The organism is Actinomycetota bacterium (genome assembly GCA_014360645.1).
Lineage (GTDB): Bacteria > Actinomycetota > Geothermincolia > Geothermincolales > RBG-13-55-18 > Solincola_B.
In genome coordinates this window covers 101,185-126,471 of sequence record JACIXD010000011.1, presented here as the reverse complement: position 1 = coordinate 126,471, position 25,287 = coordinate 101,185, and the positions used below count along the sequence as shown (strand labels likewise).

Here is a 25,287-nt window from a genome sequence, read left to right as displayed (position 1 = left end):
CTTCTCCTACCGGGCGGGCTCCTGGGACAGGTCCAGGAGGATCATCGCCAAGATAGAGTGGCATCAGGGCGAGCTCTTCCCCAGGGCGGGGTTCATCATGACCAACCTCAAGGGGAAGCCGAAGAACGTGGTGAGGTTCTACAACCAGCGGGGCAGATGCGAAAACCATGTCAAGGAAGGCATGTACGCCCTCTCCTGGACCCGGCTATCCTGCACCAGGTACGCAGCCGACCAGGTGAGGCTGGCCCTTTTCGTACTGGCCTACAACCTGGGCAACTTCCTCCGGCGCTTCGCCCTTCCCGCAAAGATATCCCACTGGTCGCTCTCGAGCGTCCAGCTCAAACTGATCAAGATCGGGGCCAAGGTCATCAATCATTCCAGGAGGACGGTCTTCCAGATGGCGGAGGTGGCCATCTCGGGGGAGTTATTCGCCGAGGTCCTCGTCCGCATCAGATCCCTGGCTGCAGCCTTCACCTGAGGCAACGGATAACGAAAGGAACTGAATATGGAACACGCCGTAAGCGCTCAAGCTTCCCCGGATATCGCTGAAATTGCAGCTCTAGGTGCGAAAATAGGAATGAGCATCATAGGGAAAGAAGAATGCCGGGGCTTTGACGTTTTGGCTTACCTTAATTTGAGTAGAAATTTGATGCCTGGAGGTGTATGTGGGAAATATCGGATAATGTTTGATTGAATGTTGGTAACGGAGGTAGATGTGAGAAAAACCTGCTAAAACAGATAAGCAATCCGGGAGGTTGAACGAAATGCTGATTTTCATCGCAGTGATGACTTCTATACTTGTCTATGGCTCATATCGCTGCATTAAGGAAAAAAGTCTTTCCTATTTCCGGTGGTTTATAAACTTCCTGAGATACACTTTTTTCAAGGGCAATAAGAAAATATCCGCTATTTTTTGGGCTACTCTGACATCAAGCGTAGGCCTTTCAAATCTTTTAGGCCATAAAAACATAAACTTCTCAGTTTTTAACCCGGTTTCGCATTTCCTTTTCGGCTTTTTGTCAAGGGAACTTCTACTTATCGCAAACGATTATCATCCTTTTATTGATAAGATTGCTAGCAAGTTCCCAGATAGAATCTCAAGGTACGTCAATCCCACCGCTTTTGCTTTTATGCTTTGCATGGGAAACGGAATCCAAGAGGAAATACAGAAAATGATCCCATTTTTGAAGTCTCTCGTGTGGACCAATTTGCCAGATCAAATTGTAGACGCAGTTATGGACACGGCTGGCATTATGCTTTCCGCAAAGAGGTGCTCCGTATTCACCAGACTAAAGGAAGCTATCAATAAAAACTAGCATCACACAATAATTTTTGGGTCGTTTCAGGCATTGGATGATTCACAGACCCATGGTAAAGCGCCAGTCAGAGGGCGACAACCTGCCTACATTTTTATGTTAATCACACCCCAAAGCGCCAACCAAAACGCACCTCAAAACCGGCCACATGAGATAGGGAGGCTCTCTATATTCCCTCGCTCTTATGTTTCCACACCTCGGACGCAAGCCCTTCAACCATATTCTCGGGCGTCAGGCGAGGATTATTTAGCCCTTTGCCGGCATCTCTCCGTCCGGCCGTCCGTCGCGCGAGGGTAAAGCCACCCTTAACCCTTCCCTTGATTTGCCGGCATCTCTACGTCCGCCCGTCCGGCGCGCGGCCCGCTCCGCCCCGCCGGCGGCGGGGCAGCGGGAGATGCGCGGGAGCGCCGCCTCTATCTTCCGCCGCCCTTCATCATGCGGCGCAGGTTGAGAAGGTTTTCCAGGGGCCCGGCGGGGAGCTCCCTCGCCCCGCCCAATTGCTGGGAGGTGAAGGTCACCTGGGCGCAGAACTCCACCGTCTCCAGGCGGTGGTAGGCCTGCTCCACGTCGCTGCCCCAGCAGAGGACGCCGTGGTTCTCAAGCAGCACTGCGTCGTGGTCCGCGAGGTAGGGCACGATGGCCTCCGCGAGCTCCGGGCTCCCGGGGGGATGGAAGGGGACCAGGGGGACCTCGCCGAGGAAGATGACCGCCTCGGGAATGAGGTGCAGGTCGAGGGGTTTTCCGGCCACGGCGAAGGCAGTGGCCACGGGGGGGTGGGCGTGCACCACCCCGCCGATGTCCTCGAGTTCCCGGTACAGGCGGAGGTGCATGGGGGTCTCGGTGGTTGGATAACCCTCCCCGCTCAGCACCTCTCCCTCCATGTTCACTGACAGCAGCTGCCGGGGCAGCTCCTCGGCCTCACAGAGCTTCTTTGCCGTGCGCCAGTCCATACCCAGGGCCAGGCCTATGTCCTTGTAGCTCATCCCCTGCTTCCTCAGGGCCCGGGCATTCACCCACCACTCCTCTCTGTACATGAAAACCCTCCTTTCTTCCAAGGAGGGTTTCTTCCAGCTCTTCCTACCTGCCTTCCGGCGATATCAACGCCATCATCACTCAAGCAAAGCAACTACATTTTTATCCCGCCGAATCAGGTACATTTTTACACCGTCGTTTACAACCACTTCTCTCTCAAAGGCAGGTTCGCTTGTACTTACCTCCTCATCTCCTTTAAGGAAGTATCCAAGGATTAACCCCAGAGCCAGGCAAATGATGATTATTAAAGCGAGATATGCCTTACCAAACTTGAATCTGGTCTGGGGAGGTGACTTCAATTTCTGGGACTCCTTCATAATCTATTATCAACCCAGTGACTGAAATGGTTTTCCCACTGTAGTATCTTTCCGGGGCGAAGCTGAAATTGCCTCTATTTTGCACCCAGATAATGGCTGTAAACCGATTAGTATTAGGATATGCATTACCTAGGTTGATAAAGGTGGGCTGTCCCTTGCTGCCTGTAGCCCAGTAAGTACTTGCGACAGTGCCATATACGGTGGTTCTCTCTCCGATGTGGTACTTGGCTTCGTTCCAAGGTATGCCACTAGGTTGTGGAGCAGGTGCAGGCGCAGGTGCAGGCGCAGGTGCAGGCGCAGGTGCAGGCGCTGGTGCAGGCGCTGGTGCAGGCGCAGGCGCAGGTGCTGGTGCAGGCGCAGGCGCAGGCTCAGGTTTAGGTGCAGAAGGAATCTTCTCCTCAAAAGAAGTGTCAACAGAGGTCTTTGTTTGCTCTGTGCTGCATCCAAATACAAGCGACATTAATATGAGCAGCGTGGATATCAAGAGAACCAATAGAAGCAGAAGATGACTGAAGCGTTTGGCGTTGAACATAAGACATCACCCCCGGAAGAATTCCCGGATTTACCCTAGTATCATTCTATCCAAGAAAGTCGATGTTGCAAGCAATGGTGGTGAAAATATTGTTAATGGCCAGGATATGTTCATTTTTACCTGGCCATTAACATCAAGGAGTTCATGGACTCCGAGCTGCCCGCGGGGTATGGAACGCGGAGGTGATCTTTGAAAAGCTCAGGCTCATGGGTTACGAGGGCGGGTGCACGGCGCTCAGGGATCACATCCGCCCCAAGCGCCCCTTGCGGGACGGCCGCAGGACGGTGCGCTACGAGACCGCACCCGGCAAGCAGTCCCAGACCGACTGGGCCGAGCACCCGGTCAAGATAGGGGAATCCCCCAGGCGGCCCACTTCTGCGTCACCATCTTGGGATGCTCGCGCCGCTTCTTCTTCTGGATCACAGACAGGGAGGACGCCAACCACACCTACGAGGGGCAGCAGCTGGCCTTTCAGCACTTCGGGGGGCCTCGGAGTGCAATCTCGTAGACAACCTCAAGTCCTGCGTCGTCTCCCACCGCGCGGGCGAGAAGGTGGTCTTCAATCCCGCCTACATAGACTTCTGACACCACTACGGCACCCGCCCGGTCGCCTGCCGGCCCGGGAGGGCCCGCACCAAGAGCAAGGTGGAGAGGATCGTCTCTTACATCAAGGGCAACTTCTTCGCCCACTGGCCCGAGGCGGAGTCCTGGGCCCCCTACGACCAGCTGGCCGAGAAGTGGCCCTCGGAGGTGGCCGACTGCCGCGTGTACGGCACCTGCGGGGAGGTGGTAAGAGAGGTTCCGCCGCGAGCGCGAACACCTGCTGCCCCTTCCCCCGCCCTTTTCGACACCTCTTACCGCGAGGAGCGGACGGTATGGCGGGACGGCTGCATAGACGTAGACGGCAACCGCTACGCCGTCCCCGACCACCTTACGGGCAAGCGGGTGGAGGTGCGCATAGGCCTGGACGGGACCGTTCGGGTATTTGATGGCCGCGAGCTCGCCGCCGTGCATATCCGCCGGGACCCGGCCGCGGGCTGGGCCACCTGCCCCGAATACCACGCCGGACTGTGGGCGGAGGCATCTTTCGTGGAGGCCCGGCCCCTTTCCGTCTACGAGGAGGCGAGCTGCTGATGGAGCTCGAGGGGCTGCGCGAGGAGGCCTCGGCGCTCTTCCGCCTGCTCTTCCGGAGATACGAGCGGGGATCGGTGATCATCGCCTCCAACAAGGGCTTTGCCGACTGGGGGGAGATCTCCTCCGACACCGTGCTCGCCACCGCCATCATAGATAGGCTCCCGCGCCACTCCGCCACCATCAACATCAAGGGGGAGTCCTTCCGCTTAAAGGAGAAGCGCCGGGCGGGCATGCTCTCCGGCGCCAAGGAGGAGCCCAAGGCACGCGTAGAAGAGGAGGAGGCGGATATCTCCGGCGATCCCGCCGAACTGGAGTTAGCAGGAACAACAGCTGCATCATGAGCAACAGGAGCGGGGCGCAGAGCGGCTTCCTGAGACAAGTGGAAGGCCGTGTCCATAACAAAGGGCTTGTGATAACGGAGGGGAGGCGAAAGGAACCAACCACAACCGTCGGCCGGTTCACCCCCGGTAGTGTAGGCCATCACCTATCTGCCGGTTGCAGCCGAGTGACTCCGTCGAAAGGTGGATATTTTATCCCGTTGAAAAGGCGACCATCTAAACCGTTGTTGACAAAAGCCCCAGGCCCACCTGCCTGAGGTGGCGCTTCCCTTCCTTGTGGTGACCTCTTTTCGCAAGTTCCGAGGGGGTGCGCGTGGCCATGTAGGCGTAGTAGTTGGTGGTGTCGAAGAGCAGGCAGTCGGCCCGGGGCTCCTCCAGCTCGGCCATCCTCTGAAAGAAGCGCCGGCTGATCTCGGAAAGCTCCTCTTCTACCACCCGCTCCCACTTCTCCCAGTAGCGCGGGCTCGAAAGCGCGGATACATCGGTTGGCCTTATCTGCTGCACCGCCGTCCGTGCGTACCGCTCCGGAAGGGCGCGCTTGCTTGTTGCCTACACCATGCGGTTGAGTACGGCGTAGAGGAAGTTTTCCCCACCGAGGGGCCTTCCTCTTTATCACCTCTGGTATCACGGAGTCGACGATCGCAGCCAAATCTATGTCTCTGTCCATGAGGTCGGCCAGAAAGAGAGCCCCGAACTCCTCCACCCGGAGCTTCACTTCCTCTCCCAGCTTTCCCTTGGCCATGGTGGCCACCTTCTCCGGGGAGCCCACGTAGACCTGGGAGACCACCTTGGGCTTTCCGCCTACCCGGGCGATCTCACGCACGTACAGGTAGGGCCTTCCCCTTTTCTTCTTTACGTGGAAGTGAGCCATGTTCACAATATGAGAGTGATTTGTATGGGTGTGTCAAATATTGTGGATATTTCTTATCCAACCTCGATGAACTTTGGAATCAAGGAGATATCGCCTTAAGGCAGCGGTTCCAATATCGTTTTCCCGGAGGGGATTTACTATGACGGAAACGAATTCATTGGAACCGATAAGAAGTCCTGCATATTCCAGCTATTAAGCCCTGAAACATGCAGGACGTCAACTTTGGCTCCCCGGGAGGGACTCGAACCCCCAACCTAGTGGTTAACAGCCACCCGCTCTACCGGTTGAGCTACCGGGGAACGGACTCCTCACAGACATTATTACCTGCTGCTTTATTAACGACGCTCACGCGCGATTTCAGATTATATGATACCACGCCGCCAGGTACAAGATACGGAACGCATGTGCGTGGGATAATGAGAGTTTGGTAGACAAGATGTTTGCGGTTGGGGAGAGCGGTCCATGAGGGTTCGAGGGAAGCATCAGATAGTCCTTGTCCTTATCCTGGTCTTATTGGCGGTGGCCTGCGGGACAAGCGGTTGTGGAAACGGCGAGGACGGGTCGAAGGCACGGGGGAGCAGGCCGGAGGCGCGGGATGAAGACGGTATGCAGCCCCTGCCCATCGGCGAGGTCGAGACCTGGGCATACCAGCTTTCTGGCTTGAGCGAGCCGGGAGCGGTAAGAGCGCTGGAGGAATCGCGCTACGACATGCTGGTGCTCGAGCCCACCTGCACCGACTGGTCGGGCGACGACAGGGATTTCGATACGGCGGGGATGGTGGAGAGGCTGAAAAGATCGCCCGCGGGCGACGGGATCCACCGCAAGCTCGTCCTCGCCTACCTGAACATCGGGGAGGCGGAGGACTGGCGCTGGTACTGGACCTGGTCGAGGGAGTGGCGGGCGGGGGAGCCTTTCCCGGACGACTGGCCCGGCTTCATCGTCGCCCCCGACCCGGACGGCTGGGAGGGCGACTATCCAGTGGCCTACTGGGATTCCGCATGGAAGGACATCGTCATCTACGGAGAGGGCACCGGCTCCCACCCTGACCGGGACTACCGCAGCGCCCTGGGCGAGGTGATGGGGCACGGCTTCGACGGGGTCTACCTCGACTGGGTGGAGGGTTACGAGGATCCCGACGTCGCGGAGGCAGCGGAGCGGCAAGGAGTCGACCCGGCGGAGGAGATGGCGGAGCTCATCGGGGAGATAAGGGATTACGGGCGAAGAGCCGATCCCGACTTCATCGTGGTGCAGCAGAACGCCGCCGCCCTGGTCCGGGAGAGGCCGGAGACCATCGCTTATATCGATGCCATAGCCAAGGAGGCGATCTGGTACGATGGCACCTCCTTTGACGACTGGGATGACACCGGTGGAGCGGACGTCCCCCAGGATCCAGAGTTGACCGCGTACTATCTCGAACTCCTGGGCACTTACCAGGGCAAGGGACTGGCGGTCTTCGATTGCGAGTACGCGGCGGTGCAAGCGGAAAGGGCCTATGCCCTTTCGCAGCAAAGGGGCTTCGTCCCTTATTGTACCCGCCGGCCTCTGTCCAGGCTCACCGAAACTCCGCCGCCCTGACCTTCGCGCGAGCGGCCTTCCCCGCCTCGCGCTGGGGAAAGTGGTGAAGGATGGTCAGAAAGCCTCCCGGTCGGCCTTCTCCGCCTCGCGCGCGGGGAAGTGGCCGCGAAGGTAGGCGCTGGCCCCTCAGCTCCCGCTGCCGCCCTTGCCCAGCAGGCCTCTCTCCCGGGCCATACGGCGGGCCTCCCGCACGGACCACGAGATCTCGTAGGCCGCCCATCCCAGGATGAAGATGGCGTAGGCGGCCATCAGCGCTGACTGGGCGCGAGACCGGCCGCGGAAGAGGAGCGTGAAGCCGCAGAAAACGGCGGAGAACACGCCGGCCAGGACGGTGTGCGTTCCGCCCCTGGCGTTGATGACGTACCATATCTCCTCGTCTTCGTACTGGTAACGGGAGACGCGGTAGCCGTACCAGCGGTTGGGGGGCACTCTGCGGTTGGCCAGGGGCAGCCCCAGCCCCATGAAGAGCAGGGCGCATATCCCGGAGATGAACGTGGACAAGTATCCTTCCATGGAATCTTCATCGACAGGACGGCGGCGGCGGTTTACGGCCGATTCCCGTGCCGGCGCGCGATGACCTCCCGGGGCGAAACCAGGCGATGCGCCCGGAGATGCACGGAAACCCGACGTCCATCATATAGACATCGTGTCAAGATATGTATGTATCCTTCCGATGTATAGCTTGAAGACCACAGGCCTGTTGGCCACGGACGGGACAGGAGGGCGAATTGCAGACGACAGGCAGCGAAAAGCACGCGAGCGCGACGCAGAATGAGGCCAGGACGAGTTTCTTCACCCGCAAGCTGGCCTCGAAGCTTCGGGAAAGGGGGCAGACCATCCCCGCCTCGGTGATGGTTTTCCTGGATACGCCGCTATGCCTGATGGACGAGAGGCAGCGGGCGTATTTCGAGGAGAAGTTCCGTCCCCTCATCCCCGGCCTGGCGGCAGTCCTGGAGGAAGTCTACGTCCAGATGGGCGCCGACGCGGAGGGATGGGAGGACATGTTGACCTTCAGCAGCAGGAGCGAGACGCCCATCACCATCTGCGCCAGGGCGGTGCTCGCGCGCAAGGAGAGGCAGGCTCGCGAGGAGTCACTGGTCAAACGGGGCATAGGCCTGGAGACCAGGAGGATAACGCTGCCGCCCGACCTCGCCCGGGTGTGACCGGCCGTTTAGCGCTTCGCGCAACTCTTCCATAAAAAGGTAAACGATTATGACATCTGCTCTGGAACACGCCAAATGTAGGTGTTTTGCGTCCATGGCACAACCTCATGTTGTGCCGGCGCCATCCCTTCCTGAACTAACGGACCGATCGTAAAGAATATTATCTTGCCCCTGCGCTGCGGCCCGCAAACCCGTCAGGTTACGTCGGCATAACTCTCTATGCGCCGGAAGGCCTCGGCCAGCATGCGGTCGCCGTCGACCACCTTGATGGAGATGGCCCGGCGAGGGCAGGCTTCCACGCACAGGCCGCAGCCCTTGCAGTCGTCGGTGACGCGGGCGCGCTCGCCCTCGACCACCATGGCCCGCGAGAAGCACTGCAACGCGCATTTGCCGCAGCCGTCGCATTCCCCCGAGACCTCGATGCTCAGCCCCTCCAGGCGGTGCATGCGGCTGCGCACGTCCGGGTCCCAGGAGAGCTGGTTGCGCATGGCGATACAGCAGCAGGTGCAGCAGAAGCAGAGGGTGAGGAAGCGGCCCCAGTCCTTCTTCCTCACCCCCAGCATGAAGGGATCGGGATCGACGCGCCCGATCTGGGGGACGAGCCCGGCGGCGATGGCTCGTTCCATATGCTCCAGGGCCTCCTCCACGGAGACCGCCTTCCCGATGCTGGGGTCGATCTGCCTCGCGCCCTCGCCCATGAAGATGCACCCGATCTCCATGGGGAAACGCTCGCAGCGACATCCCACCCGGCACATGCACAGGGGTATGATGACGCGGTGGCAGGAACGGCGGATCATCTCCTCCACCACCTGCCTGGGGACCACCGCCGAACCCTCCGCCTCAAGCTCCCGGTTGATGGGGATGAAGGTGACGTCGTAGTGCTCCCGGTTGACGATCCATCCGAGGAGCTTGCCCACCACCGGCCAGGCGGTGGTCTTGGCCCACAGGTCGGTGACCGGCTGCCAGACGGAGATGGCCCAGAGCATGGTCCGCCAGTCCCTCTTGATCAGGTTCTTCCTCATCTCAGCCCCCTCTTTTCGGCCCATCCGCGCTCGGACGATCTTGATTCTAACCTCAAAGAGGGTCGCGAGCCAGAATGCGTAATAACCGGCGGAGGGCTTCCCTTCCCGTCCCGGACAGGGTTGGGATAGAATATCATCTATGAAGGGTTACGGCATCAGAGGCTGGGCGGTCGAGAACGGCAAGCTCGTCGCGGACATCCTCACCGGGATAAGGTTCTTCGTGGGGCTGCTCATCGTGATGTGCGCCTTTTTCGCCGAGCCCTCTCTCCTTCCCCTGGTGGTGGCGCTCACCCTCATCGGCTGGACCACCGACGTACTGGACGGCAAGATGGCGCGCCTAGACCGCACAGGAAGGAGGACCTGGATAGGAGACCTCGATTTCGCCACCGACCTCATCCTCATCTACTCCGGGATGCTGTATTTCATAGCCGCCGGATACCTGCCCCTGCGCCCCTTCCTCTTTTACGGCGCCTACGCGGCGGTCACCGGCCTCATCTGGACGAAGAAATCGGTGATGATGGCGGTGGCGGCGCCCATAGCCGCGGTGCCCATCATCCTCTCCTTCGTGCACTACCCCCTGTGGGGATGGGTGTTCCTGGGGTGGATCGCAGTGGACCTACTCATTAACTGGTCCGATTTCACCGCCGAGATCAGGGAGTTCATCGCGGACGTGGACGAGGACTGAGAGCAAGCGTCCTGCGGGAGCATGCTACGTTTCTTCCGATGAGGATGGGCTTTCAACCTGCATTAAGAGCAGAAAGGACCGGGCGTCCGTTATCCGGCATTGATAAAGCAAGGCATCCTCATTTGATGGAATCCGGTAGCAGGGAAACCGTTGGCGCTTCCCTTTCCTTGAGGATAAGATAATATATCTATCGATCTCTCAAGGAGGGTTTTCATGCCGGTAGCGCTCTGGTTTACCGGCCGACAACCCCACTTTGAACAGTAACGATATTTGGGGAGCACCGCGCAACAGCGTAGCGGAAAGCAGGACAGAAAGGAGAGAGGATGTCGGAAATCAACCCCTTTGAGATGGCTCAGAGGCAGCTGGATGCCTGTGGCGAGATCCTCAAGCTCGAGCCGGACGTGCTCGCGGCCTTGAGGGAGCCTAAACGCGAGATACACGTCTCCCTGCCGGTACGCATGGATGACGGCAGCATCCGCACCTTCAAGGGTTTTCGCGTGCAGTACAACGATGCCCGCGGACCGACAAAGGGAGGGATCAGGTTCCACCCCGACGAGACCATCGACACCGTGCGGGCCCTCGCCGCCTGGATGACCTGGAAATGCGCCCTGGTGGATGTCCCCCTCGGCGGCGGCAAGGGCGGGATCGTCTGCAACCCCAAGGAGATGTCCCCCGGGGAGCTGGAGCGCTTGAGCCGCGCCTATGTGGACGCTATCTGGAGATATATAGGGCCGGACATGGACGTGCCCGCGCCGGACGTCTACACCAACCCCCAGATCATGGCGTGGATGATGGACGAGTATTCCAAGATCTGCGGCAAGAACCAGTTCGGAGTGATCACCGGCAAGCCGCTCAACCTGGGCGGATCGGCCGGGCGCGGGGATGCCACCGCCCGCGGCGCGCTCTACTGCATCCGCGAAGCGGCCAAGACGCAGGGCCTGGACCTGGGCAAGGCCACGGTAGCGGTGCAGGGATACGGCAACGCCGGCTACTATATCGCCACCCTGCTCAAAAACCAGCTGGGGTGCAACGTGGTGGCGGTCAGTGACAGCAAGGGCGCCATATGCTGCATGGACGGGCTCGACCCCGACGCCGTATGCGAGCACAAGGCCGAGACCACCTCGGTGCTGGAGTTTCCCAATACCGAGTGCATCACCAACGAGGACCTGCTGGAGATGGACGTGGACATCCTCTGTCCCAGCGCCCTGGAAAACGTGATCACGGCGGAGAACGCGCCGCGCATCAAGGCCAAGATCGTGGCCGAGCTGGCCAACGGCCCCACCACCCCGGAGGCGGACGATATCCTGCACGCCAAAGGGGTGCACGTCCTTCCCGACTTCCTCTGCAACGCGGGAGGGGTCACCGTCTCCTACTTCGAGATGGTGCAGAACTTCTACATGTACTACTGGACCGCGGACGAGGTCTACGAGAAGCTGGACCAGAAGATGACCGCCGCTTACCACGCCGTCTACGAGACCTCCAGAGAGTACAATATCAACATGCGCCAGGCAGCCTACGTCATCGCCGTGAAGCGCGTGGTGGAGGCGATGCGGGCGAGGGGCTGGATCTGAGAGATCCGGCAGGTATATGTTTGTAGAGAGCGGCATCAAGGGCCTCGACGAGGCCATCCAGGGCCTGAGGCTGGGAGACAACGTGGTCTGGCAGGTCGAGTATCTGCCAGACTACGTCTTTTTCGCCGAGCCCTTCATCGCGAAGGCGCTCAGGGACGGCCGCAGGTGCGTGTACATCAGGTTCGCGCCCCATCCCCCCGTCCTCGAGCACAGGCAGGGCCTCGAGGTTGTCGAGATAGACCCGGGGCAGGGCTTCGACTACTTCAGCCGCGAGGTGCATAAGGCCATAGAGGAAAGGGGCAGAGGGGTCTTCTACGTCTTCGACAACATCTCATCCCTTGTCGTGGAGTGGGCCACGGACGAACTGCTGGCAAACTTCTTCCAGGTCACCTGCCCCTACCTCCTGGAGTTGGACACCATCGCCTACTTCGCCCTCACGCGGGGCAAGCACTCGAACAGCGCCGTCGCCAGGATAAGGGACACCACGCAGGTCCCCATCGATATAGGATCGGACGTGTTCTTCACCTTCCTGGTGGACAACGACCTCTTCCGCCTGCGCTTGAAGCTTACCAGCAATTCCCATTTGAGCTACGATGAGTTCGCGGAGGTGGAACAGCGTTTCCTCTCCGGCAGGTTCCCGCCGGCCATCATGGAGCAGTTCCGCAACATGCTCGACTACTTCGGGCAGGCACCGATCATCGTGCGCTCGAGCAGCCTGCTGGAGGACAGCTTCGGCAACGCCTTCGCCGGCAAGTACCGCAGCGAGTTCTGCGCCAACCAGGGAAGCCCCGAGGAGCGCATGGAGTCCTTTCTGCGCGCGGTGAAGCTGGTCTACGCCAGCGCCATCAACCCCGATGCCCTTTCCTACCGCCGCAAGCGCGGCCTGGGAGAGAGCGACGAGCAGATGGCCATCCTGGTGCAGCGCGTCTCGGGCATGCCCTACAAGAGGTTCTTCTTCCCCTGCCTTGCGGGGGTGGCGTTCTCCAGAAACCTCTATGCCTGGAGCGGCCGCATCGATCCCGAGCAGGGGATCATCAGGCTGGTCTTCGGCCTGGGGACCCGCGCGGTAGAGCGGGTGGGCAAGGATTACCCGCGCATGATCCCGGTGAGCAACCCCGAGTTGAGGCCAGAGTCCGCGTCGGAGGTCGCCCGCTATTCCCAGCGCCAGGTGGACCTGCTCGACCTGGAGGCCAACGAGTTCACGAGCATCCCCCTACCGGAGCTGCTCTCGGCGAGGGATTACCCTGGCCTCTACCTGCTGGTCTCGGTGCTTTCCGACGGCTATCCCGTTGACCCCGTGGGCGGCATGGTGGACGGTTCGCCGCGTGATTTCCTGTTGACCTTCAATAACCTGATCAGGCGGACGGAGTTCTGCCGCATCATGGGAACCATGCTCTCGCGGTTGGAGGCGGCCTACGGCCATCCCGTGGACATAGAGTTCACCGCGGCCATCAGGCAGGACGAGAGCGTGAAGGTCAACCTGCTGCAGTGCCGGCCCCTCTTCCTGCCCGGTTCGGCGGGGCCGGTGTTCGTGCCGGAGATCAAGTCTGAGGCCAGGGTGCTCTGGTGGAGGACCAGACCATCTATCTGCCCGTATACCCGGACAGCCCGGAAGCGGAGTTCAACCAATCCTTCTTCGACGAGGCGCCGAACGCCCTGACGGATATCCTGCCGGGGGCGGAGCGTTTCAGGGACATCGTCCACCTCATAGACGTGCCCCAGGCCACGGATGGCATGCACGCGCAGATAGTGGCGGATCCAAGGACGCAGAAGGCGGTTTGCTTCCTGGAATAGGAAGGGGCGAGGGGAGCGCGCTTATCCTGCTGCACCCCGTGATCGGGAGGGTCGATTGCTCAGGGACAACGAATACAGGAGAAGGATGGAGGCGCTCGCCGAGGTGAGCCGGGCCATCGTGTCCGACCTCTACCTCGAGGACATCCTCAAGCTCATGGTCATGGTCGCCGCGGAGGTCTTGAACTCGAACATCGTCTCCATCATGCTGTTGAACGAGGCGACGGGGATGCTGGGGACCAAGGCGACGCAGGCGGTGAACGAGGCGAGGTCGCCGCGGTCGATGTACTCGAGGGCGAACTTCCTGGCGCCGCACATCAGCTGCGACGGGCCCTGCGCCAGTCTCTGGAAATAGCTGTAAACGCCTATCGCCCCGGGGTGCAGCCGCTCGAACTCGCGTCCGTACTTTTCCCGCAGGCTCACCCCCGAATATCCTCCAAGGGCTCATGCCGACCGTTTCCGGGAAGGTGGTAGAGGAGGTCCTCGACCAATTCCGCGCCCAGGACGCTCTTCTCCATGATCGCCGGGACGTCCTCCGGCTTCACCTGTCGGTAGAAGATGTCCTGGGGCCAGACGACCACCAAGGGGCCCATCTCGCAGAATCCGTGACGCCCGGTCTTCTTGAGCTCGATGCTCTCGGCCAGCCCCCTGGCGGCTATCTCGCGCTCGAAGGCGTCGTAGACCGCCGCGCATTCATGCGCGTGGCATCCGGTACCGCCGCACACGGAAACGGTGGCGGCGTATCTCTTTCTCTCCGATTCTATGGCCTTGCGGTAGCGCTCAAGGGATCGCGGCGGCTCTATCTTCGGCATACTCGGGGACCCTTTCCGCGTCGGCCACCTTCTGCAGGAGCTCCTTGACTCTGGCCGGCGTGACCTGGCCGTGATACTTGCCGTCGACGACCACGACGGGTCCCAGGGCGCAAGCCCCGAGGCAGTTCACCGTCTCCAGGGTGAAGAGCATGTCCTCGGTGGTCTCCCCCGGCTCTATGCCCAGGAAACGTTTGGCCTCCTCCAATACGCTGCCGGACCTTCTCACGTGGCACGCGGTCCCCATGCACATGGTGACCAGATGCTTGCCCTTGGGCTCGAGTGAGAAAGAGGTGTAATAAGTCGCTACGCCGTAAACGTCCACGAGGGGGATGTCCATGATCTCGGCCACGCTGCGGAGAGCGTCCTCCAGCAGGTAGCGGTACTTCTTCTGGATCTCGTGCAGGACGGGGATGAGGTTGCTCCTGCCCATGCCGTGTCTCCTGATCGCCGACTGTGTCGGGTTGAAATCAACACCCACTCTTACCACTCCCTTCGCTCTCTGCAAAATGAAAGACGACGCCCCCACATGACGACGTCGTCACGAAGTGCACGCCTTTGTGCTGCTTATATTGGAAAAGTTTGGTTATCCGTGGCGTTGGTGTCAAGGCAGCAGCGGCTGATTCGCCGCCTACATGAAGTGCCGCCCAGGGGAAAGATGGGTCCGGGGGGCGTCAGGTTTTCGACCTGCCTGTGGGGATGATCGGTAATAATCCTTCTCGTGTTTTTATTGCACGCAACGTCCTCCCCGCCTGTGGGGATGATCGGGCCACTCGAGCCGCTTCGATCGTCTTACTAAAGAGCTCTGCGCCATATCCTCCCCATCCCGCCGGTATTTCGGGCCCCTCAAACCGCTTCAACCCGCAAGACGCCTGCCGAACCATGCCTGTTTTGCGGGTCGCGAGGCCGGTCAGGGCGTTTTCGTTTCTTCCGTCGTGCTGTTATATAATGGCGGTGGCAGCAAGACAGGGCTGAATCGGATACGGGGGTCTCCGGGAAGAGCTCGCAGTCCCCGGGAGGCCCTGCAGGGCATCAAGCGGTTTCCGGTCCGGGCGCGGGATTTCCACCCGCCGCCCGCCCCCGCAGAGTAAAGGAGGCTGATAGCTATGACGGGAGGGAACTGGGGCAAGGTACTGAAGGTCGACCTCACCACCGGCGAGATGGAGGACGTGGAGATCCCCGAGCAGGACTACCGCGATTTCCTGGGAGGCAGCGGTCTGGCAGCGAAATGGTTCTTCGACCACCAGGGATGGAAGGCGGAGCCGCTGTCGCCGGAGAACCCGCTGATGATCATGAACGGGCCCCTGTCCGGGACCACGCTTCCGGGTGTGTCACGCCTGGAGATCTGTGCCCGCTCCCCCCTCACCGGCATCTGGGGTGAGGCCTCCATGGGCGGCCACTTCTCGCCCCAGCTCAAGCGCACCGGCTATGACGGCATCATCGTCACCGGAGCCAGCGACAAGCCGGTGTATCTCTACGTGACCGACGACGGAGCGGAGATAAGAGATGCCTCCCACCTCTGGGGCAAGGACACCTACGAGACCGAGGAGCTCCTGAAGCAAGAGGTGGGTGACAAGCGAGCCCAGGTCATCTCCATCGGTCCCGCGGGAGAGAACCTGGTGAAGTTCGCCTGCGTGATGAACGACCGCGGCTCCACCGCGGGGCGCTGCGGTATGGGCGCGGTGATGGGCTCCAAGAAGCTCAAGGCGGTGGTGGCGCGCGGCAACAAGAAGTTCCCGGTGGCCGACGAGGCCGCCTTCAAGCAGGCGCGCGAGAAGATGAACGAGCTGCTCAAGTTCAGCCTGGTGGCCGACGGCCTACGCAACTTCGGCTCCAACGTACACATGGAGTACGGTATGGCCATTGGCGACGTTCCCACCAAGAACTGGCGCCTGGCCTACTGGGCGCCCGGCCCGGAGAAGCTGGGAGGCACCGCGGTGGCGGAGAGCATCCTGGTGAAGACCCACTCCTGTTTCGCCTGTCCCATCTCCTGCAAGAGGATCGTGGAGGTAAAGGAGGGGCCCTTCGCTCTGGAGGAGGGGCCGGGGTCGGAATACGAGGCGGCGGCGGCCCTGGGGACCCTGCAGCTCTTAGACGACCGCGAGGCAAACCACAAGCTTAACGAGCTGTGCAACCGCTACGGCATGGACGTCATCTCCTGCGGCTCCACCCTGGCCTACGCCACGGAGGCCTTCGAGGCGGGCCTCATCGGCGAGGAGCAGACGGGCGGGACAAAACTGGGGTGGAACCAGCCCCGGGTGCTCATCGACCTCGTAGAGAAGACCGCCCGCCGCGAGGGGTTCGGAAACGACCTCGCCGAGGGCGTGCGCGCCATGTCCGAGAAGTACGGCGGCAAGGAGTTCGCCATCCACGTCAAGGGCTTGGAGTGCCCCATGCATGACCCCCGCGCCCTCTGGGCCATGGCCCTCACCTATGCCACCTCCATCCGCGGCGCCTGCCACTGCGCCGACGCCAACCTCTACATCGAGCTGGGCATCCTGGACGTGAAGGAGCTGGGCGCCAAGCGGACCTGGCCCTACAGCGTCAGGGGGAAGGCGGCCCAGACGGTGGCGGCCCAGAAGAAGGGGGTCATCGCCAACTCCGCGGTGATCTGCGAGTACGCGTGGAACGCGGCGGGCGGGAGCATCTCCGACATGGCCATGATGCTCAACTCCCTCACCGGCTTCGGATACAGCGTTGACGAGCTAGCGAAGGTGGGGGACCGCATCTGGTACCTCAAGCGAGCCCTGGGCAACCTCATGGGGGTCACGCGCGAGGACGACAGGCTGCCCTCGCGCATCCTCGAACCCCACCTGGAGGGAACGACCTCCAGCCTGCATACCGCGGTCTATCCCCAGTTCATGTCCCTGGTTCCTATGCAGAAGCTCAAGGTCGAGGGGTTCCGGAACTTCACCGCGGGCATCCTCTCCAAGTACCTCTACCCCAACATGGACAAGATGTTGACATCCCTGAACAAGCTCCCCGGTTTCTCCGGGAAGCGCAAGAAACTGGAGCAGGGCGACCTCGAGGAAAAACAGAAAAAGACGGTGGCCTTCGACGAGATGATAGGCGAATACTACCGTCTGAGGGACATCGACGAGCAGGGGCGTCCCAGCCGCCGGCGCCTCGAGGAGCTGGGGCTGAAGCAGGTGGCGGACGCGCTGCACGGATAGCGATGTCTGTATAAAGGTTCCGTTCGGGCTCGGCCCGGACTTAAAGCCCGCTCCCGTGAGCTCGGGATGCAGGGCCTGGGGGGATGGGCCTGAGCTGTTCTGCCGTGTGAGGCGTCAGGGTTTCTCGGCGGGGAATGCCGCGAGACGCCCGGGAAGAGTTGCGCTCACGGGATGCCGGTGTTTGCATGGCGAACGACCGGACGCACGGCGCTGCCGGAGCGCGGACGGACATGCATGTTTCCCGGCGGCTCCTTACGCTCACGGCAGGCGATGATCCGGCAGGAGGAAAGGAAACGGGTGGCGGAAGTGGTGACGGTCAAGTTCTTCACCATGTTGCGCAAGGCCACCGGCGAGCAGGGTTACGAGAGTTCGGCGCGGACGGTGGCGGAGTTGCTGAAAGAGGTGGAGAGGAAGCACGGTGACGGGGTGAAGAGGTACCTCGATAACTGCATCGTGCTCGTCAACGGGAAGAACATCGCTCAACTGAAGGGAAAGCGCACCAGACTCAAGGACGGAGACGAGGTGTCGCTCTTCCCCCCCGTGGCGGGGGGTTGAAGCCTCCGTCCTCCCGCTCTCTCACACGGGGGTGACGGTTACGCCCGGCCCCCCGGTCTCCGGCCTTCTCACCTGCAGCTCGGCCAGGGCCCGCACGCTACCACCCAGGAGCTCGCTGCCCGCCGATACCTTCTCCAGGGCCTCCCCGAGCATGGAGGATATCTCGTCCAGGCCCACGTTGGAGGCGAGATAGGACCACTGCCTCAGATGGTCCATCTCTTGCTCGAGTCGGTCGGCGCTGTGCCTGAGGGCGACCTTCAGGGTCACCATGTCAATGCCTTCGCGGCACACTTTCACCACCTCCTCTTCGCGGCACGGGGTTCAGATGCAGTCCCCGGGAGATGCCTTGCCGAGCCGGACCATGGCATCCCTCAGGGTCTCCCTGCCTTTCTCGGTCATGCCCACCAGGGGCAGTCGCACCCCTCCCACCGGGACTCCCATCCAGTTAAGCGCCTGCTTGATGGCGGTGGGGTTGGGCTCGCAGAAAAGGGCGCGCACCAGAGGGAGCACCTCGAAATGTATCTCCCGTGCCTCCTCGAGCCTTCCCTCCCAGACCAGCCTGCACATGCGCCCGAACTCCTTGCCGAGAACATGTCCCACCGCGGCGATGCATCCCTGCCCCCCCAGGCAGAGCACCAGGAAGGTGACCGGGTCCTCTCCGGAATAGACGTGGAACTCGCGCCCCGCCTCGCGCGTGGCCTCGATGATCCTGCTCACCTGCAGGATGTCCCCGGAGGCCTCCTTTACGCCCACGATATTGTCGATCTCGGAGAGGCGGAGCATGGTGTCCACCTCGATGTTCCTCCCGGTGCGAAAGGGAATGTTGTAGAGGATGATGGGCAGGGAGGTGCTTTCCGCGACCGCCTTGAAATGCTCGTATATCCCCTGCTGGCTGGGGCGGTTGTAATAGGGGCTGACCTGCAGGCTGCCGTCCACGCCCAGCTTCTCCGCCGCCGCGGTCATGGCGATGGCCTCCGCGGTGCTGTTGCTCCCCGTGCCGGCGATGACGGGCACCCTGCCCGCGGTCTCCTCCTGGACCACCTCGATGACCTTAACGTGCTCCTCGTGGCTGAGGGTGGGCGACTCCCCCGTGGTCCCGCAGGGGATGAGCGCGTCGGCCGCCTGTTCCTCGATGAGGTAGTTGACCAGGTTGCGAAGGGCCTGCTCGTCCACCCTGCCCTCGGCGTCGAAGGGGGTGACCAGGGGGACGAGGCATCCCTTGACGTTCCAGCCTCCCATACTTACCTCCTCGCTCGCGCTCCTACGGTTAATACATAATAGCAGAGATCGCGGCGTGGTAGAGGAGTACCCGAGCCGGCGCCCGTGCGGGTGCTGTTATGGTATTATATGGAAAGTTAACGAAACCCGCGAAGATTTTACCCCCCACCCTATTGACACCTCCGCGCACGATGATATTATTTAAACCGTTCCGGCTGGACTCGGGGGAAAACCTGAAGGGAAGCGCTTTTCAGGCTTGCGCGTCCGGAACGTAGGTAGGAACCCAGGATGCCGAGTAGAAAACGTCGAGCCCCGCGCTTGACGGTCCCAAAGGTATCTTGGGTTTCTACTTTTCTGTGCAGGTCCCGGGTGGGGCGAGGGGGTTCCGGGCCCTGCGGGGACTCGGGAGCAGGGGTATCGCGGAGCAGGTGGAACGAGGGGTGCCGGGCTGGCTTGCCCGGCGGGAGAGGAGGTGCGATATGGCGGTCGGCCTGAAGGGGAAGAAGGTAGTGGTCGTAGGGACGGGGATTGGCGGCTCCGCGGTGTCCGCGCTGCTGGCAAAGGAGGGCGCGGAGGTTACCGTCCTCGAGCGCAACTCCTATCCCGGGGGCAAGGCGGCCAGCTTCGAGCGCGAGGGCTTCATCTACGACACGGGGGTGCACTGGCTGGCGCGTGGAGACAGGGGTCCCATGGGGGAGATAGCGAACATCGTCGGCGCGGATGTCCGGTTTCGCAAGCTGGAGCCGGCGATGCAGTTCACCACCGGGGGGAGGACTGCCATATTATCCCAGGACATGGACGAGGAGGAGGCCCTGGAGAGTCTCTTCGAACAGATAGGGGTGCTCCCGGAGAACCGCGAGGGCGCCCACGCTCTCTTCAAGGACATGGCCAGGGAACGCTCCCCGCAGGAGCTGGAGGAACTGGACGAGGTGTCCTTCTCCGACTACGTAGCCCGCTTCGTCGATGACGAGCAGCTCAACCGGGTCCTAGACGGCTTCACGGGCATGTACATGTGTATCTCCCGCAGGGCCGCCTCGGCGGGCGAGTTCATAGTCTGCTTCTCGGGCCAGACAAAAGAGAAGAACCTCTGCTACCCTGTGGGAGGGATGCGGGCGGTGCCCATGGCCTATCTCAAAGCCCTGGAGTCGCTGGGAGGCGAGGTGCGCTACTCCACCCCCGTGGAGCGCATCGTGGTCGAGGGAGGCAGGGTCAGAGGGGTCGAGGCGGGCGGCTTCATCCCCGCGGACCTGGTGATCAGCAACAACGGCGTCAAGGAGACGGTGGCCATGGCGGGGAGGCACAACTTCCCCGATCAGTACCTGGCCATGGTCGATTCGCTGCGCCTGTCATTCGGGGCCGTGAGCGTGAAGTACGCCTTGGACGCCGAGGTGGTCAAGCCCCATCTTTTCTGCTACTTCCCGGATTTCCGCCGGCCCGAGCTGGTGGAGCGCCAGGCGGCCATCTTCGTTCCCGTCCCCTCCGCGGCGGACCCCTCCCTGGCGCCGCCCGGCTGCCAGATCGTGCTGGCAGGTTCGCTGGCGCCGCCGAACCTGGAGGACCGGGAGCAGGTCAAGGCGATCTGCGAGGAGATGCTGGACCGCATCGAGAACACCATGCGCGACCTCTTCCCGGGAATAGACGAGCACGTGGTGTGGAAGATACGCACCGACACCCGCTACATCGCCGAGATCTCCGGGAGGTGGACGGGAGAGGTGATAGGGATCGCGCAGAACCGCCACCAAGTGGGAAAGAGACGGCCGGGAAACGCCACCCCTGTCGAGGGCCTTTACCTGGTGGGAGCGGACGCGGGAGCCCGAGGCGTGGGCACCGAGATGGCGGCGGAGAGCGCCCTCAACCTCTGGAGGCAGCTGCGCAACTAGGGATGTGATTCAGGGCGGGGCTGGCTTGCGGCGCCCGCCAGCATGCAGGGAAGCCGGGAGCCTGGAGTCCCTCAGGGGATGGCCGCGGGGCAAGGCGGGACCCTGGATCTCGCGGGGTCCCGGGAAGGCGGTGCGGGCTCAGACCGCCTCGCGCAGCGAGCACGACCACTCTCCCTCCAGGAGGCCGTGCGCGGCCCATATGCGCATTATCTCGAGGAGGAACTCCTCCGCGTCCGCGCACCGTATGTAGGCCTCCTCGAGCTGCTTCCACGTTGCCTGATAATCCATCTCCATCACCTCACGGCCCGATTATAAGAAGGGCCGGTGACAGAACGGGGGTACGGTTCGTCGCCCGACCACACGCGGCGGATATCGCGCCCCGGAGGGGCCGCACGGGAACCGGCAGAAGGTATTCGGGTTCGGGCGGCTGCACGCATGCATGCACGGGAGAAAGGCTCGAGGCGCCGCACGGGCGTGAAGCCCGCCCGTCACCTCCAGGCATGCACGGGAGAAAGGAATACCTGTGGGAGCTTGAGGGGCGGACATCGTCGCCCCCTTGCATGCACGGGAGAAAAGGTGCGGCATACCGCCGGCCCCCGCCCTTACGTCACCCCATGAATGCGCGGGAGAAGGGCATCCGTCGCGCGAGCGCGATGTCCCGGAACGGCCCGGGTCGGCCGGCTTAAGGGGTTGCCGTTGCCCGGTTTCCCCACAAGTCCGGACTGCACGCGGTCCCTTGAGGCGACGCGGATCCGGCTCCGCTCCTTCCGTGATCAGGCGCGGCAGCGCACGCAGTTGCGGCCGGCCTCCTTGGCCTCGTAGAGGGCGGCATCCGCCTTGGCCACGATGTCGGAGCGCTGCCTGACGTCGGGGGCGGGGAACGAGGTCACGCCCTGGCTCACGGTCACCGTCACCCTCTTGCCCCGGGAGAGGGGGAAGTCGTGGTTCTCCACCGCCATGCGGATGCGCTCCGCGGTGAGCGCCGCGTCCTCGAGGTCGGTCTCCGGCAGGAGGATGGCGAACTCCTCGCCTCCGTAGCGCGCCAGGATGTCCATGGTCCGCAGGCAGCCCTTCACCAGGCCGGCCATCTCGCGCAGGATCTCGTCGCCGTAGAGGTGGCCGTGGGTGTCGTTGATGCGTTTGAAGAAGTCTATGTCCATCATGATGAGGGAAAAGGTGGTGTTGTAGCGCACGGCGCGCTTGTACTCCTTTTCGAAGAGCTCCTGGAAGAAGCGGTGGTTATATATCCTCGTCAGTCCGTCGGTGATGGCCATGCGCTTGGCCTCCTCGTAGAGGCGGGCGTTGTCAACGATCATGGTGAGCTCGTTCCGGACCAGGTTGAGGATGGAGGGGGCGTCGCGGCGGAAGGCGGGGGTGGAAGGCCCAGCCACCAGGAAAACCCCCATCACCTTGTTGTGCGAGGTGAGGGGGAGGTGCACGTAGGCGAGCTCGGGCTGCTTGTCGGGGGGCGGCTCGGAGAGCATCTCCTCGTTGATGAAGATGCGCTCCACCAGGGGTGCGTTCTCCCCGCTCCAGGCATATCCCGTCGCCACGCGCAGCGTCTCCTCTCCCGTCTCCTCCAGGACCCCGCGTGATACGGGCTTGTTTGCATAGAGGTAGAGCTCGTTCTCCTCGACCAGGAAGAGCCCGCCGGCGAAGTAGGCGAAGATCCGGTCGAGGTTCTCGAACACCGAGACCAGGGTCTCCGTGAAGTCCTGGAGGGACCCGGACAGGGAGGCGATGTCGTTGAGGATGGTGGTCTCGAAGAGCTTGCGGTCCAGGAGGTCGGTTATCTTGTCGATCACGTACCCCTCGCTGATGTCCTTCCTGCGGCGCTTGCGTGAGAGCTCCTTCTGCTCCCGGTATTCGTCCGCTCTCGAGAAGAGCTCATCCATCTTCTCCAGGAGGTGTTCGGGCTTGAACCCCTTGGTGATATAGGCGTCGGCGCCCGCCTTGATCCCCCAGAACATGTCGCTCTGGTGTTCGCGTCCCGTGAGCATGATGATGGGCAGCCAGGAGGTGAGGGGGTCCTCCTTGAGGAGCCGGCATACCTGGTAGCCCTTTATCTTGGGCATCTCCACGTCCAGGATGAGGAGGTCGGGCATGAGGGAAAAGGCCTTGATGGCGGCCTCCAGGCCGTCCCATGCCACATCCACCCTATACCCCGCCTCCTCCAGGATGGACCCGGTCACCTTGACCACGAGCTTGTTGTCGTCTGCCAGGAGCACGTGCCCCTTCTCGGCCATGTCATCCACTCCCCGGGCCGCGCGGCCCCGCCTGCTTTTTTCGCGTTTCATTTATCGGCCCGGTGCGGCGAGGAGTTGAATGAGGCGGGCATGGAGCGGAACAAGACGGATCAGCCGGGGCGCAGCAGCAACTCCACCTCTCCGCCCTTGCGCGCGGCCGCCAGGCGGCAGGCCTCCTCCGGAGTCAACTTCAGGAGGATGCAGGCGGAGGATTCGGCCGCGACCGGGCCGTTGCCTTCGGTGAGGCCGAGTCCATCCCCGTGCACGCAGATCACCTCCACGTTCTCCAGCAGGAGCTCCACCGAGTCCGCGTGCACGGCGAGGACGTCCACGCGGCTGCCCTCTCGCAGCTCGCCGACGGGGAAGGACACCGCGGCGGCGGGCAAGGGGAAGGCGCGGAAGTCCCTTTCAAGACCCGCATGCGCCAGACCGCTCTCTCCGGGAGGGAGCAGGACGCTCGCGAGCAGCGGCTCTCCTTCTCCCAGCGGCGCGCGCACCAGGCAACCCGTCACCTCTGTGGGGTCGGTGAAGGTGCCGGGAAGCAGGTATCCTTCGGGGAAGTCCACCACGCGCAGCGAGGCGGGGCCGATCACCTCGCCCGGAGCCAGCTCCCTGGCCGCCACCACCAGCGGCACCAGCCTCCCGCTCCTGGCCATGCGCGCCTGCACGCCGCGCAGGAACAGGAAAAGGGCGAGAGCGGCCAGGGTGGCGGCGGTCACGGACAGGGCGAGGTAGAAGCGCGAAGAATGGAGGAGATATCTTTTCATCCGCGGTCGCCTTTCTCGTCCGGCCGGCTCAGCGCCGGCCGCCGCTGCTGTTTACCATCCCGCCCACCGGGATGGCGGAGGAGGGCAGGAGGCTGCCTCACGCCGACCTCGACGGCGGTATCCCCCTGGCGAATCCCCTGCCCCCTGAGGCCCGAAGGGGCAAGGTCACGGTGTTTGCGACGGCGCCTTGCGCTCCCGTGCCGGCTCTGCCGCCATCCTCCGGCGGGGGGTACGGCCGAGGGGATACCGCCCCCTGTGATTGCGCTCGATTGTGCTGCCCGCGCGCTTCAAGCCCCGGCGTATGCACGGCCTTAAGGTGCCATATCCGGGGAGAGCTGCGAGTCACCGCAGGGGAATGAACTGGAAAACGTTCGCGGCGGTGTCCACCAGCAGTAAACCGTGGCGGATGGTCTCCCCTCCGCAGAGGACCTTCACCACCTCCTGCGCCTGCAGGGAGGCCACCAGCGCGGGGGTGGTGGGGGGATTGCCCTCGATCACCTCCACGCCCCGGTCCCCGCCCGGGGTATAGAGGGCCTTCAGCCCGGGGTCTCCCGGAAAGACGGTCATCACCTGGCCGGTGTTTCCCGCTATGGCCCCGTGGACAAAGGGGATGCCCAGCTTTCCGCAGGCCTCCTCCAGCAGGCGGCGCGCGGTCACGTTGTCCAGAGCGTCCACCACCACGTCGGTTTTGGCGAAGAGTGCCAGCGCGTCCTCCAGCGTCGTCAGCCTCCCGCCCACGGAGACATCGGTGGCGCGGTTGATCGCCCTCACGCGTTCTGCCGCCGCCTCCGCCTTCGGCCTGCCCAGGTTCCCCTCCGTGCACATGAGCTGGCGGTTGAGGTTGCTCTCCTCGAAGACATCGCCGTCCACCAGCACAAGGCCGCCCACGCCGAAGCGCGCCAGCTCCTCCGCCACGTAGCCGCCCAGTCCTCCCATGCCGCAGATCCCCACACGCGAGCGGAGCAGTCTCAACTGCCCTTCCAGGCCGATGGTGCCGATGTTGCGCTGGTAGCGGAGGGGGACGATCCTCGCCGCGAGGGCTGCTTCCTCCACTTCTCGCGGGCTCATGCCGGTGATGTCCGCTATCTCCCTCACCTGCTGCAGGTCGATGAGGGGATAGGCCATGCCCTCGCCCTTGCGAGCTTTTGCCGCGAGCATCTCATGCAGTCCGCCGTCCATGTAAAAGATTATATAACATACTTAACTTATATACAAGACTTCGGGCGGAAAAGGCCCTCTTTGCCGCCTCCGGCGGTGAGCGTACGGCTTCCGACGCATGAACCGCCCCGCAT

Annotated in this window: 26 protein-coding genes, 1 tRNA gene and 1 pseudogene; 14 read left to right on the top strand and 14 right to left on the bottom strand. The window is 62.4% G+C overall.

The genetic code is table 11. The annotated features are described in order from the left end of the window. The 3 genes from H5T74_10940 to H5T74_10930 form a co-directional block, all read left to right on the top strand. Positions 1 to 478: transposase (locus tag H5T74_10940; protein ID MBC7230889.1), on the top strand; the 478-nt coding region annotated here is incomplete at its 5' end. 27 nt (positions 479 to 505) lie between these two features. Then, positions 506 to 694, top strand: a complete 189-nt coding sequence (locus tag H5T74_10935; GenBank protein ID MBC7230888.1) for a hypothetical protein — start codon at positions 506 to 508, stop codon at positions 692 to 694. A 70-nt stretch (positions 695 to 764) separates the two neighbouring features. Further along, positions 765 to 1,316 carry a hypothetical protein gene (locus H5T74_10930; GenBank protein ID MBC7230887.1) on the top strand — a complete coding sequence of 184 codons (552 nt, stop codon included), beginning with the start codon at positions 765 to 767 and terminating at the stop codon, positions 1,314 to 1,316. Positions 1,317 to 1,729: 413 nt separating this feature from the next. Here the strand turns inward: H5T74_10930 and H5T74_10925 are convergent, their stop codons facing one another. Further along, positions 1,730 to 2,350, bottom strand: a complete 621-nt coding sequence (locus tag H5T74_10925; protein ID MBC7230886.1) for a class II aldolase/adducin family protein — start codon at positions 2,348 to 2,350, stop codon at positions 1,730 to 1,732. 75 nt (positions 2,351 to 2,425) lie between these two features. Further along, positions 2,426 to 2,665, bottom strand: coding sequence for a hypothetical protein (locus H5T74_10920; GenBank protein ID MBC7230885.1), 240 nt, complete (start codon positions 2,663 to 2,665; stop codon positions 2,426 to 2,428). Between the two features lie 1,177 nt (positions 2,666 to 3,842). On the opposite strand from H5T74_10920, the gene H5T74_10915 reads away from it, so the two are divergent. Together H5T74_10915 and H5T74_10910 are read left to right on the top strand one after the other, a co-directional pair. Further along, on the top strand, positions 3,843 to 4,331 hold the full coding sequence (locus tag H5T74_10915; protein MBC7230884.1) for a Mu transposase C-terminal domain-containing protein: 489 nt from the start codon (positions 3,843 to 3,845) through the stop codon (positions 4,329 to 4,331). Beyond that, positions 4,331 to 4,672: an ATP-binding protein gene (locus tag H5T74_10910; protein MBC7230883.1), complete on the top strand. Its 342-nt coding sequence runs from the start codon at positions 4,331 to 4,333 to the stop codon at positions 4,670 to 4,672. Before H5T74_10915 ends, H5T74_10910 begins: the two co-directional genes overlap by 1 nt. Positions 4,673 to 4,885: 213 nt before the next feature. Here the strand turns inward: H5T74_10910 and H5T74_10905 are convergent, their stop codons facing one another. Together H5T74_10905 and H5T74_10900 are read right to left on the bottom strand one after the other, a co-directional pair. Then, entirely contained in the window at positions 4,886 to 5,104 is a 219-nt protein-coding gene (locus tag H5T74_10905) for a hypothetical protein (protein ID MBC7230882.1), read from the bottom strand. 659 nt (positions 5,105 to 5,763) lie between these two features. After that, positions 5,764 to 5,839 (bottom strand) — tRNA-Asn (locus H5T74_10900). A 163-nt stretch (positions 5,840 to 6,002) separates the two neighbouring features. Here H5T74_10900 and H5T74_10895 point away from each other — a divergent pair. Next, a complete protein-coding gene (locus tag H5T74_10895) occupies positions 6,003 to 7,115 on the top strand; it encodes an endo alpha-1,4 polygalactosaminidase (GenBank protein ID MBC7230881.1) in 1,113 nt (370 codons plus the stop codon). A 126-nt stretch (positions 7,116 to 7,241) separates the two neighbouring features. Here H5T74_10895 and H5T74_10890 read toward each other — a convergent pair whose 3' ends face one another. After that, positions 7,242 to 7,628 carry a hypothetical protein gene (locus tag H5T74_10890; GenBank protein ID MBC7230880.1) on the bottom strand — a complete coding sequence of 129 codons (387 nt, stop codon included), beginning with the start codon at positions 7,626 to 7,628 and terminating at the stop codon, positions 7,242 to 7,244. A 215-nt stretch (positions 7,629 to 7,843) separates the two neighbouring features. On the opposite strand from H5T74_10890, the gene H5T74_10885 reads away from it, so the two are divergent. Beyond that, positions 7,844 to 8,278 (top strand): hypothetical protein, encoded by a 435-nt coding sequence (locus H5T74_10885; GenBank protein ID MBC7230879.1) that lies wholly within the window; start codon positions 7,844 to 7,846, stop codon positions 8,276 to 8,278. Positions 8,279 to 8,472: 194 nt separating this feature from the next. On the opposite strand, the gene H5T74_10880 is transcribed toward H5T74_10885, so the two are convergent. Continuing rightward, entirely contained in the window at positions 8,473 to 9,300 is an 828-nt protein-coding gene (locus tag H5T74_10880) for a 4Fe-4S binding protein (GenBank protein MBC7230878.1), read from the bottom strand. Positions 9,301 to 9,439: 139 nt separating this feature from the next. Between H5T74_10880 and H5T74_10875 the strand changes: the two genes are divergently transcribed. From H5T74_10875 to H5T74_10860, 4 genes and pseudogenes are all read left to right on the top strand, one after another. After that, on the top strand, positions 9,440 to 9,985 hold the full coding sequence (locus tag H5T74_10875; protein MBC7230877.1) for a CDP-alcohol phosphatidyltransferase family protein: 546 nt from the start codon (positions 9,440 to 9,442) through the stop codon (positions 9,983 to 9,985). Positions 9,986 to 10,308: 323 nt separating this feature from the next. After that, a complete protein-coding gene (locus H5T74_10870) occupies positions 10,309 to 11,556 on the top strand; it encodes a Glu/Leu/Phe/Val dehydrogenase (GenBank protein MBC7230876.1) in 1,248 nt (415 codons plus the stop codon). A gap of 16 nt (positions 11,557 to 11,572) precedes the next feature. Next, positions 11,573 to 13,350, top strand: a pseudogene (locus H5T74_10865) (hypothetical protein). Positions 13,351 to 13,405: 55 nt separating this feature from the next. After that, a complete protein-coding gene (locus H5T74_10860; GenBank protein ID MBC7230875.1) occupies positions 13,406 to 13,702 on the top strand; it encodes a hypothetical protein in 297 nt (98 codons plus the stop codon). A gap of 64 nt (positions 13,703 to 13,766) precedes the next feature. Here H5T74_10860 and H5T74_10855 read toward each other — a convergent pair whose 3' ends face one another. Together H5T74_10855 and H5T74_10850 are read right to left on the bottom strand one after the other, a co-directional pair. Further along, the gene (locus tag H5T74_10855) at positions 13,767 to 14,159 is read right to left on the bottom strand and encodes a (2Fe-2S) ferredoxin domain-containing protein (GenBank protein MBC7230874.1); all 393 of its coding nucleotides are present in this window, start codon (positions 14,157 to 14,159) and stop codon (positions 13,767 to 13,769) included. After that, positions 14,128 to 14,589 carry an NAD(P)H-dependent oxidoreductase subunit E gene (locus H5T74_10850; GenBank protein ID MBC7230873.1) on the bottom strand — a complete coding sequence of 154 codons (462 nt, stop codon included), beginning with the start codon at positions 14,587 to 14,589 and terminating at the stop codon, positions 14,128 to 14,130. Before H5T74_10850 ends, H5T74_10855 begins: the two co-directional genes overlap by 32 nt. 673 nt (positions 14,590 to 15,262) lie before the next feature. Here H5T74_10850 and H5T74_10845 point away from each other — a divergent pair. Continuing rightward, entirely contained in the window at positions 15,263 to 17,329 is a 2,067-nt protein-coding gene (locus H5T74_10845) for an aldehyde ferredoxin oxidoreductase family protein (GenBank protein ID MBC7230872.1), read from the top strand. 297 nt (positions 17,330 to 17,626) lie between these two features. Continuing rightward, a complete protein-coding gene (locus tag H5T74_10840; protein ID MBC7230871.1) occupies positions 17,627 to 17,884 on the top strand; it encodes a MoaD/ThiS family protein in 258 nt (85 codons plus the stop codon). Between the two features lie 21 nt (positions 17,885 to 17,905). Here the strand turns inward: H5T74_10840 and H5T74_10835 are convergent, their stop codons facing one another. Both H5T74_10835 and H5T74_10830 read right to left on the bottom strand, forming a co-directional pair. Next, complete coding sequence (locus tag H5T74_10835) at positions 17,906 to 18,184, bottom strand: hypothetical protein (protein MBC7230870.1); 279 nt, start codon at positions 18,182 to 18,184, stop codon at positions 17,906 to 17,908. A gap of 21 nt (positions 18,185 to 18,205) precedes the next feature. After that, a complete protein-coding gene (locus H5T74_10830; GenBank protein ID MBC7230869.1) occupies positions 18,206 to 19,123 on the bottom strand; it encodes a 4-hydroxy-tetrahydrodipicolinate synthase in 918 nt (305 codons plus the stop codon). A 458-nt stretch (positions 19,124 to 19,581) separates the two neighbouring features. On the opposite strand from H5T74_10830, the gene H5T74_10825 reads away from it, so the two are divergent. Continuing rightward, the gene (locus H5T74_10825) at positions 19,582 to 20,982 is read left to right on the top strand and encodes an NAD(P)/FAD-dependent oxidoreductase (protein ID MBC7230868.1); all 1,401 of its coding nucleotides are present in this window, start codon (positions 19,582 to 19,584) and stop codon (positions 20,980 to 20,982) included. Positions 20,983 to 21,120: 138 nt separating this feature from the next. On the opposite strand, the gene H5T74_10820 is transcribed toward H5T74_10825, so the two are convergent. From H5T74_10820 to H5T74_10805, 4 genes are all read right to left on the bottom strand, one after another. Next, positions 21,121 to 21,276 (bottom strand): hypothetical protein, encoded by a 156-nt coding sequence (locus H5T74_10820; GenBank protein MBC7230867.1) that lies wholly within the window; start codon positions 21,274 to 21,276, stop codon positions 21,121 to 21,123. A 479-nt stretch (positions 21,277 to 21,755) separates the two neighbouring features. Continuing rightward, positions 21,756 to 23,228 (bottom strand): diguanylate cyclase, encoded by a 1,473-nt coding sequence (locus tag H5T74_10815; protein ID MBC7230866.1) that lies wholly within the window; start codon positions 23,226 to 23,228, stop codon positions 21,756 to 21,758. A 110-nt stretch (positions 23,229 to 23,338) separates the two neighbouring features. Next, a complete protein-coding gene (gene cpaB / locus H5T74_10810) occupies positions 23,339 to 23,995 on the bottom strand; it encodes a Flp pilus assembly protein CpaB (GenBank protein ID MBC7230865.1) in 657 nt (218 codons plus the stop codon). Between the two features lie 342 nt (positions 23,996 to 24,337). Continuing rightward, complete coding sequence (locus H5T74_10805; protein MBC7230864.1) at positions 24,338 to 25,120, bottom strand: HesA/MoeB/ThiF family protein; 783 nt, start codon at positions 25,118 to 25,120, stop codon at positions 24,338 to 24,340. Between the last annotated feature and the right edge of the window lie 167 nt (positions 25,121 to 25,287).

Coding starts and splice junctions, on each gene's coding strand:
- H5T74_10935 (MBC7230888.1), top strand. CDS start 506: ATGGAACACGCCGTAAGCGCTCAAGCTTCCCCGGATATCGCTGAAATT.
- H5T74_10930 (MBC7230887.1), top strand. CDS start 765: ATGCTGATTTTCATCGCAGTGATGACTTCTATACTTGTCTATGGCTCA.
- H5T74_10925 (MBC7230886.1), bottom strand. CDS start 2,350: ATGTACAGAGAGGAGTGGTGGGTGAATGCCCGGGCCCTGAGGAAGCAG.
- H5T74_10920 (MBC7230885.1), bottom strand. CDS start 2,665: ATGAAGGAGTCCCAGAAATTGAAGTCACCTCCCCAGACCAGATTCAAG.
- H5T74_10910 (MBC7230883.1), top strand. CDS start 4,331: ATGGAGCTCGAGGGGCTGCGCGAGGAGGCCTCGGCGCTCTTCCGCCTG.
- H5T74_10895 (MBC7230881.1), top strand. CDS start 6,003: ATGAGGGTTCGAGGGAAGCATCAGATAGTCCTTGTCCTTATCCTGGTC.
- H5T74_10890 (MBC7230880.1), bottom strand. CDS start 7,628: ATGGAAGGATACTTGTCCACGTTCATCTCCGGGATATGCGCCCTGCTC.
- H5T74_10880 (MBC7230878.1), bottom strand. CDS start 9,300: ATGAGGAAGAACCTGATCAAGAGGGACTGGCGGACCATGCTCTGGGCC.
- H5T74_10875 (MBC7230877.1), top strand. CDS start 9,440: ATGAAGGGTTACGGCATCAGAGGCTGGGCGGTCGAGAACGGCAAGCTC.
- H5T74_10870 (MBC7230876.1), top strand. CDS start 10,309: ATGTCGGAAATCAACCCCTTTGAGATGGCTCAGAGGCAGCTGGATGCC.
- H5T74_10855 (MBC7230874.1), bottom strand. CDS start 14,159: ATGCCGAAGATAGAGCCGCCGCGATCCCTTGAGCGCTACCGCAAGGCC.
- H5T74_10850 (MBC7230873.1), bottom strand. CDS start 14,589: ATGGGCAGGAGCAACCTCATCCCCGTCCTGCACGAGATCCAGAAGAAG.
- H5T74_10845 (MBC7230872.1), top strand. CDS start 15,263: ATGACGGGAGGGAACTGGGGCAAGGTACTGAAGGTCGACCTCACCACC.
- H5T74_10830 (MBC7230869.1), bottom strand. CDS start 19,123: ATGGGAGGCTGGAACGTCAAGGGATGCCTCGTCCCCCTGGTCACCCCC.
- H5T74_10825 (MBC7230868.1), top strand. CDS start 19,582: ATGGCGGTCGGCCTGAAGGGGAAGAAGGTAGTGGTCGTAGGGACGGGG.
- H5T74_10820 (MBC7230867.1), bottom strand. CDS start 21,276: ATGGAGATGGATTATCAGGCAACGTGGAAGCAGCTCGAGGAGGCCTAC.
- H5T74_10815 (MBC7230866.1), bottom strand. CDS start 23,228: ATGGCCGAGAAGGGGCACGTGCTCCTGGCAGACGACAACAAGCTCGTG.
- cpaB (MBC7230865.1), bottom strand. CDS start 23,995: ATGAAAAGATATCTCCTCCATTCTTCGCGCTTCTACCTCGCCCTGTCC.
- H5T74_10805 (MBC7230864.1), bottom strand. CDS start 25,120: ATGGCCTATCCCCTCATCGACCTGCAGCAGGTGAGGGAGATAGCGGAC.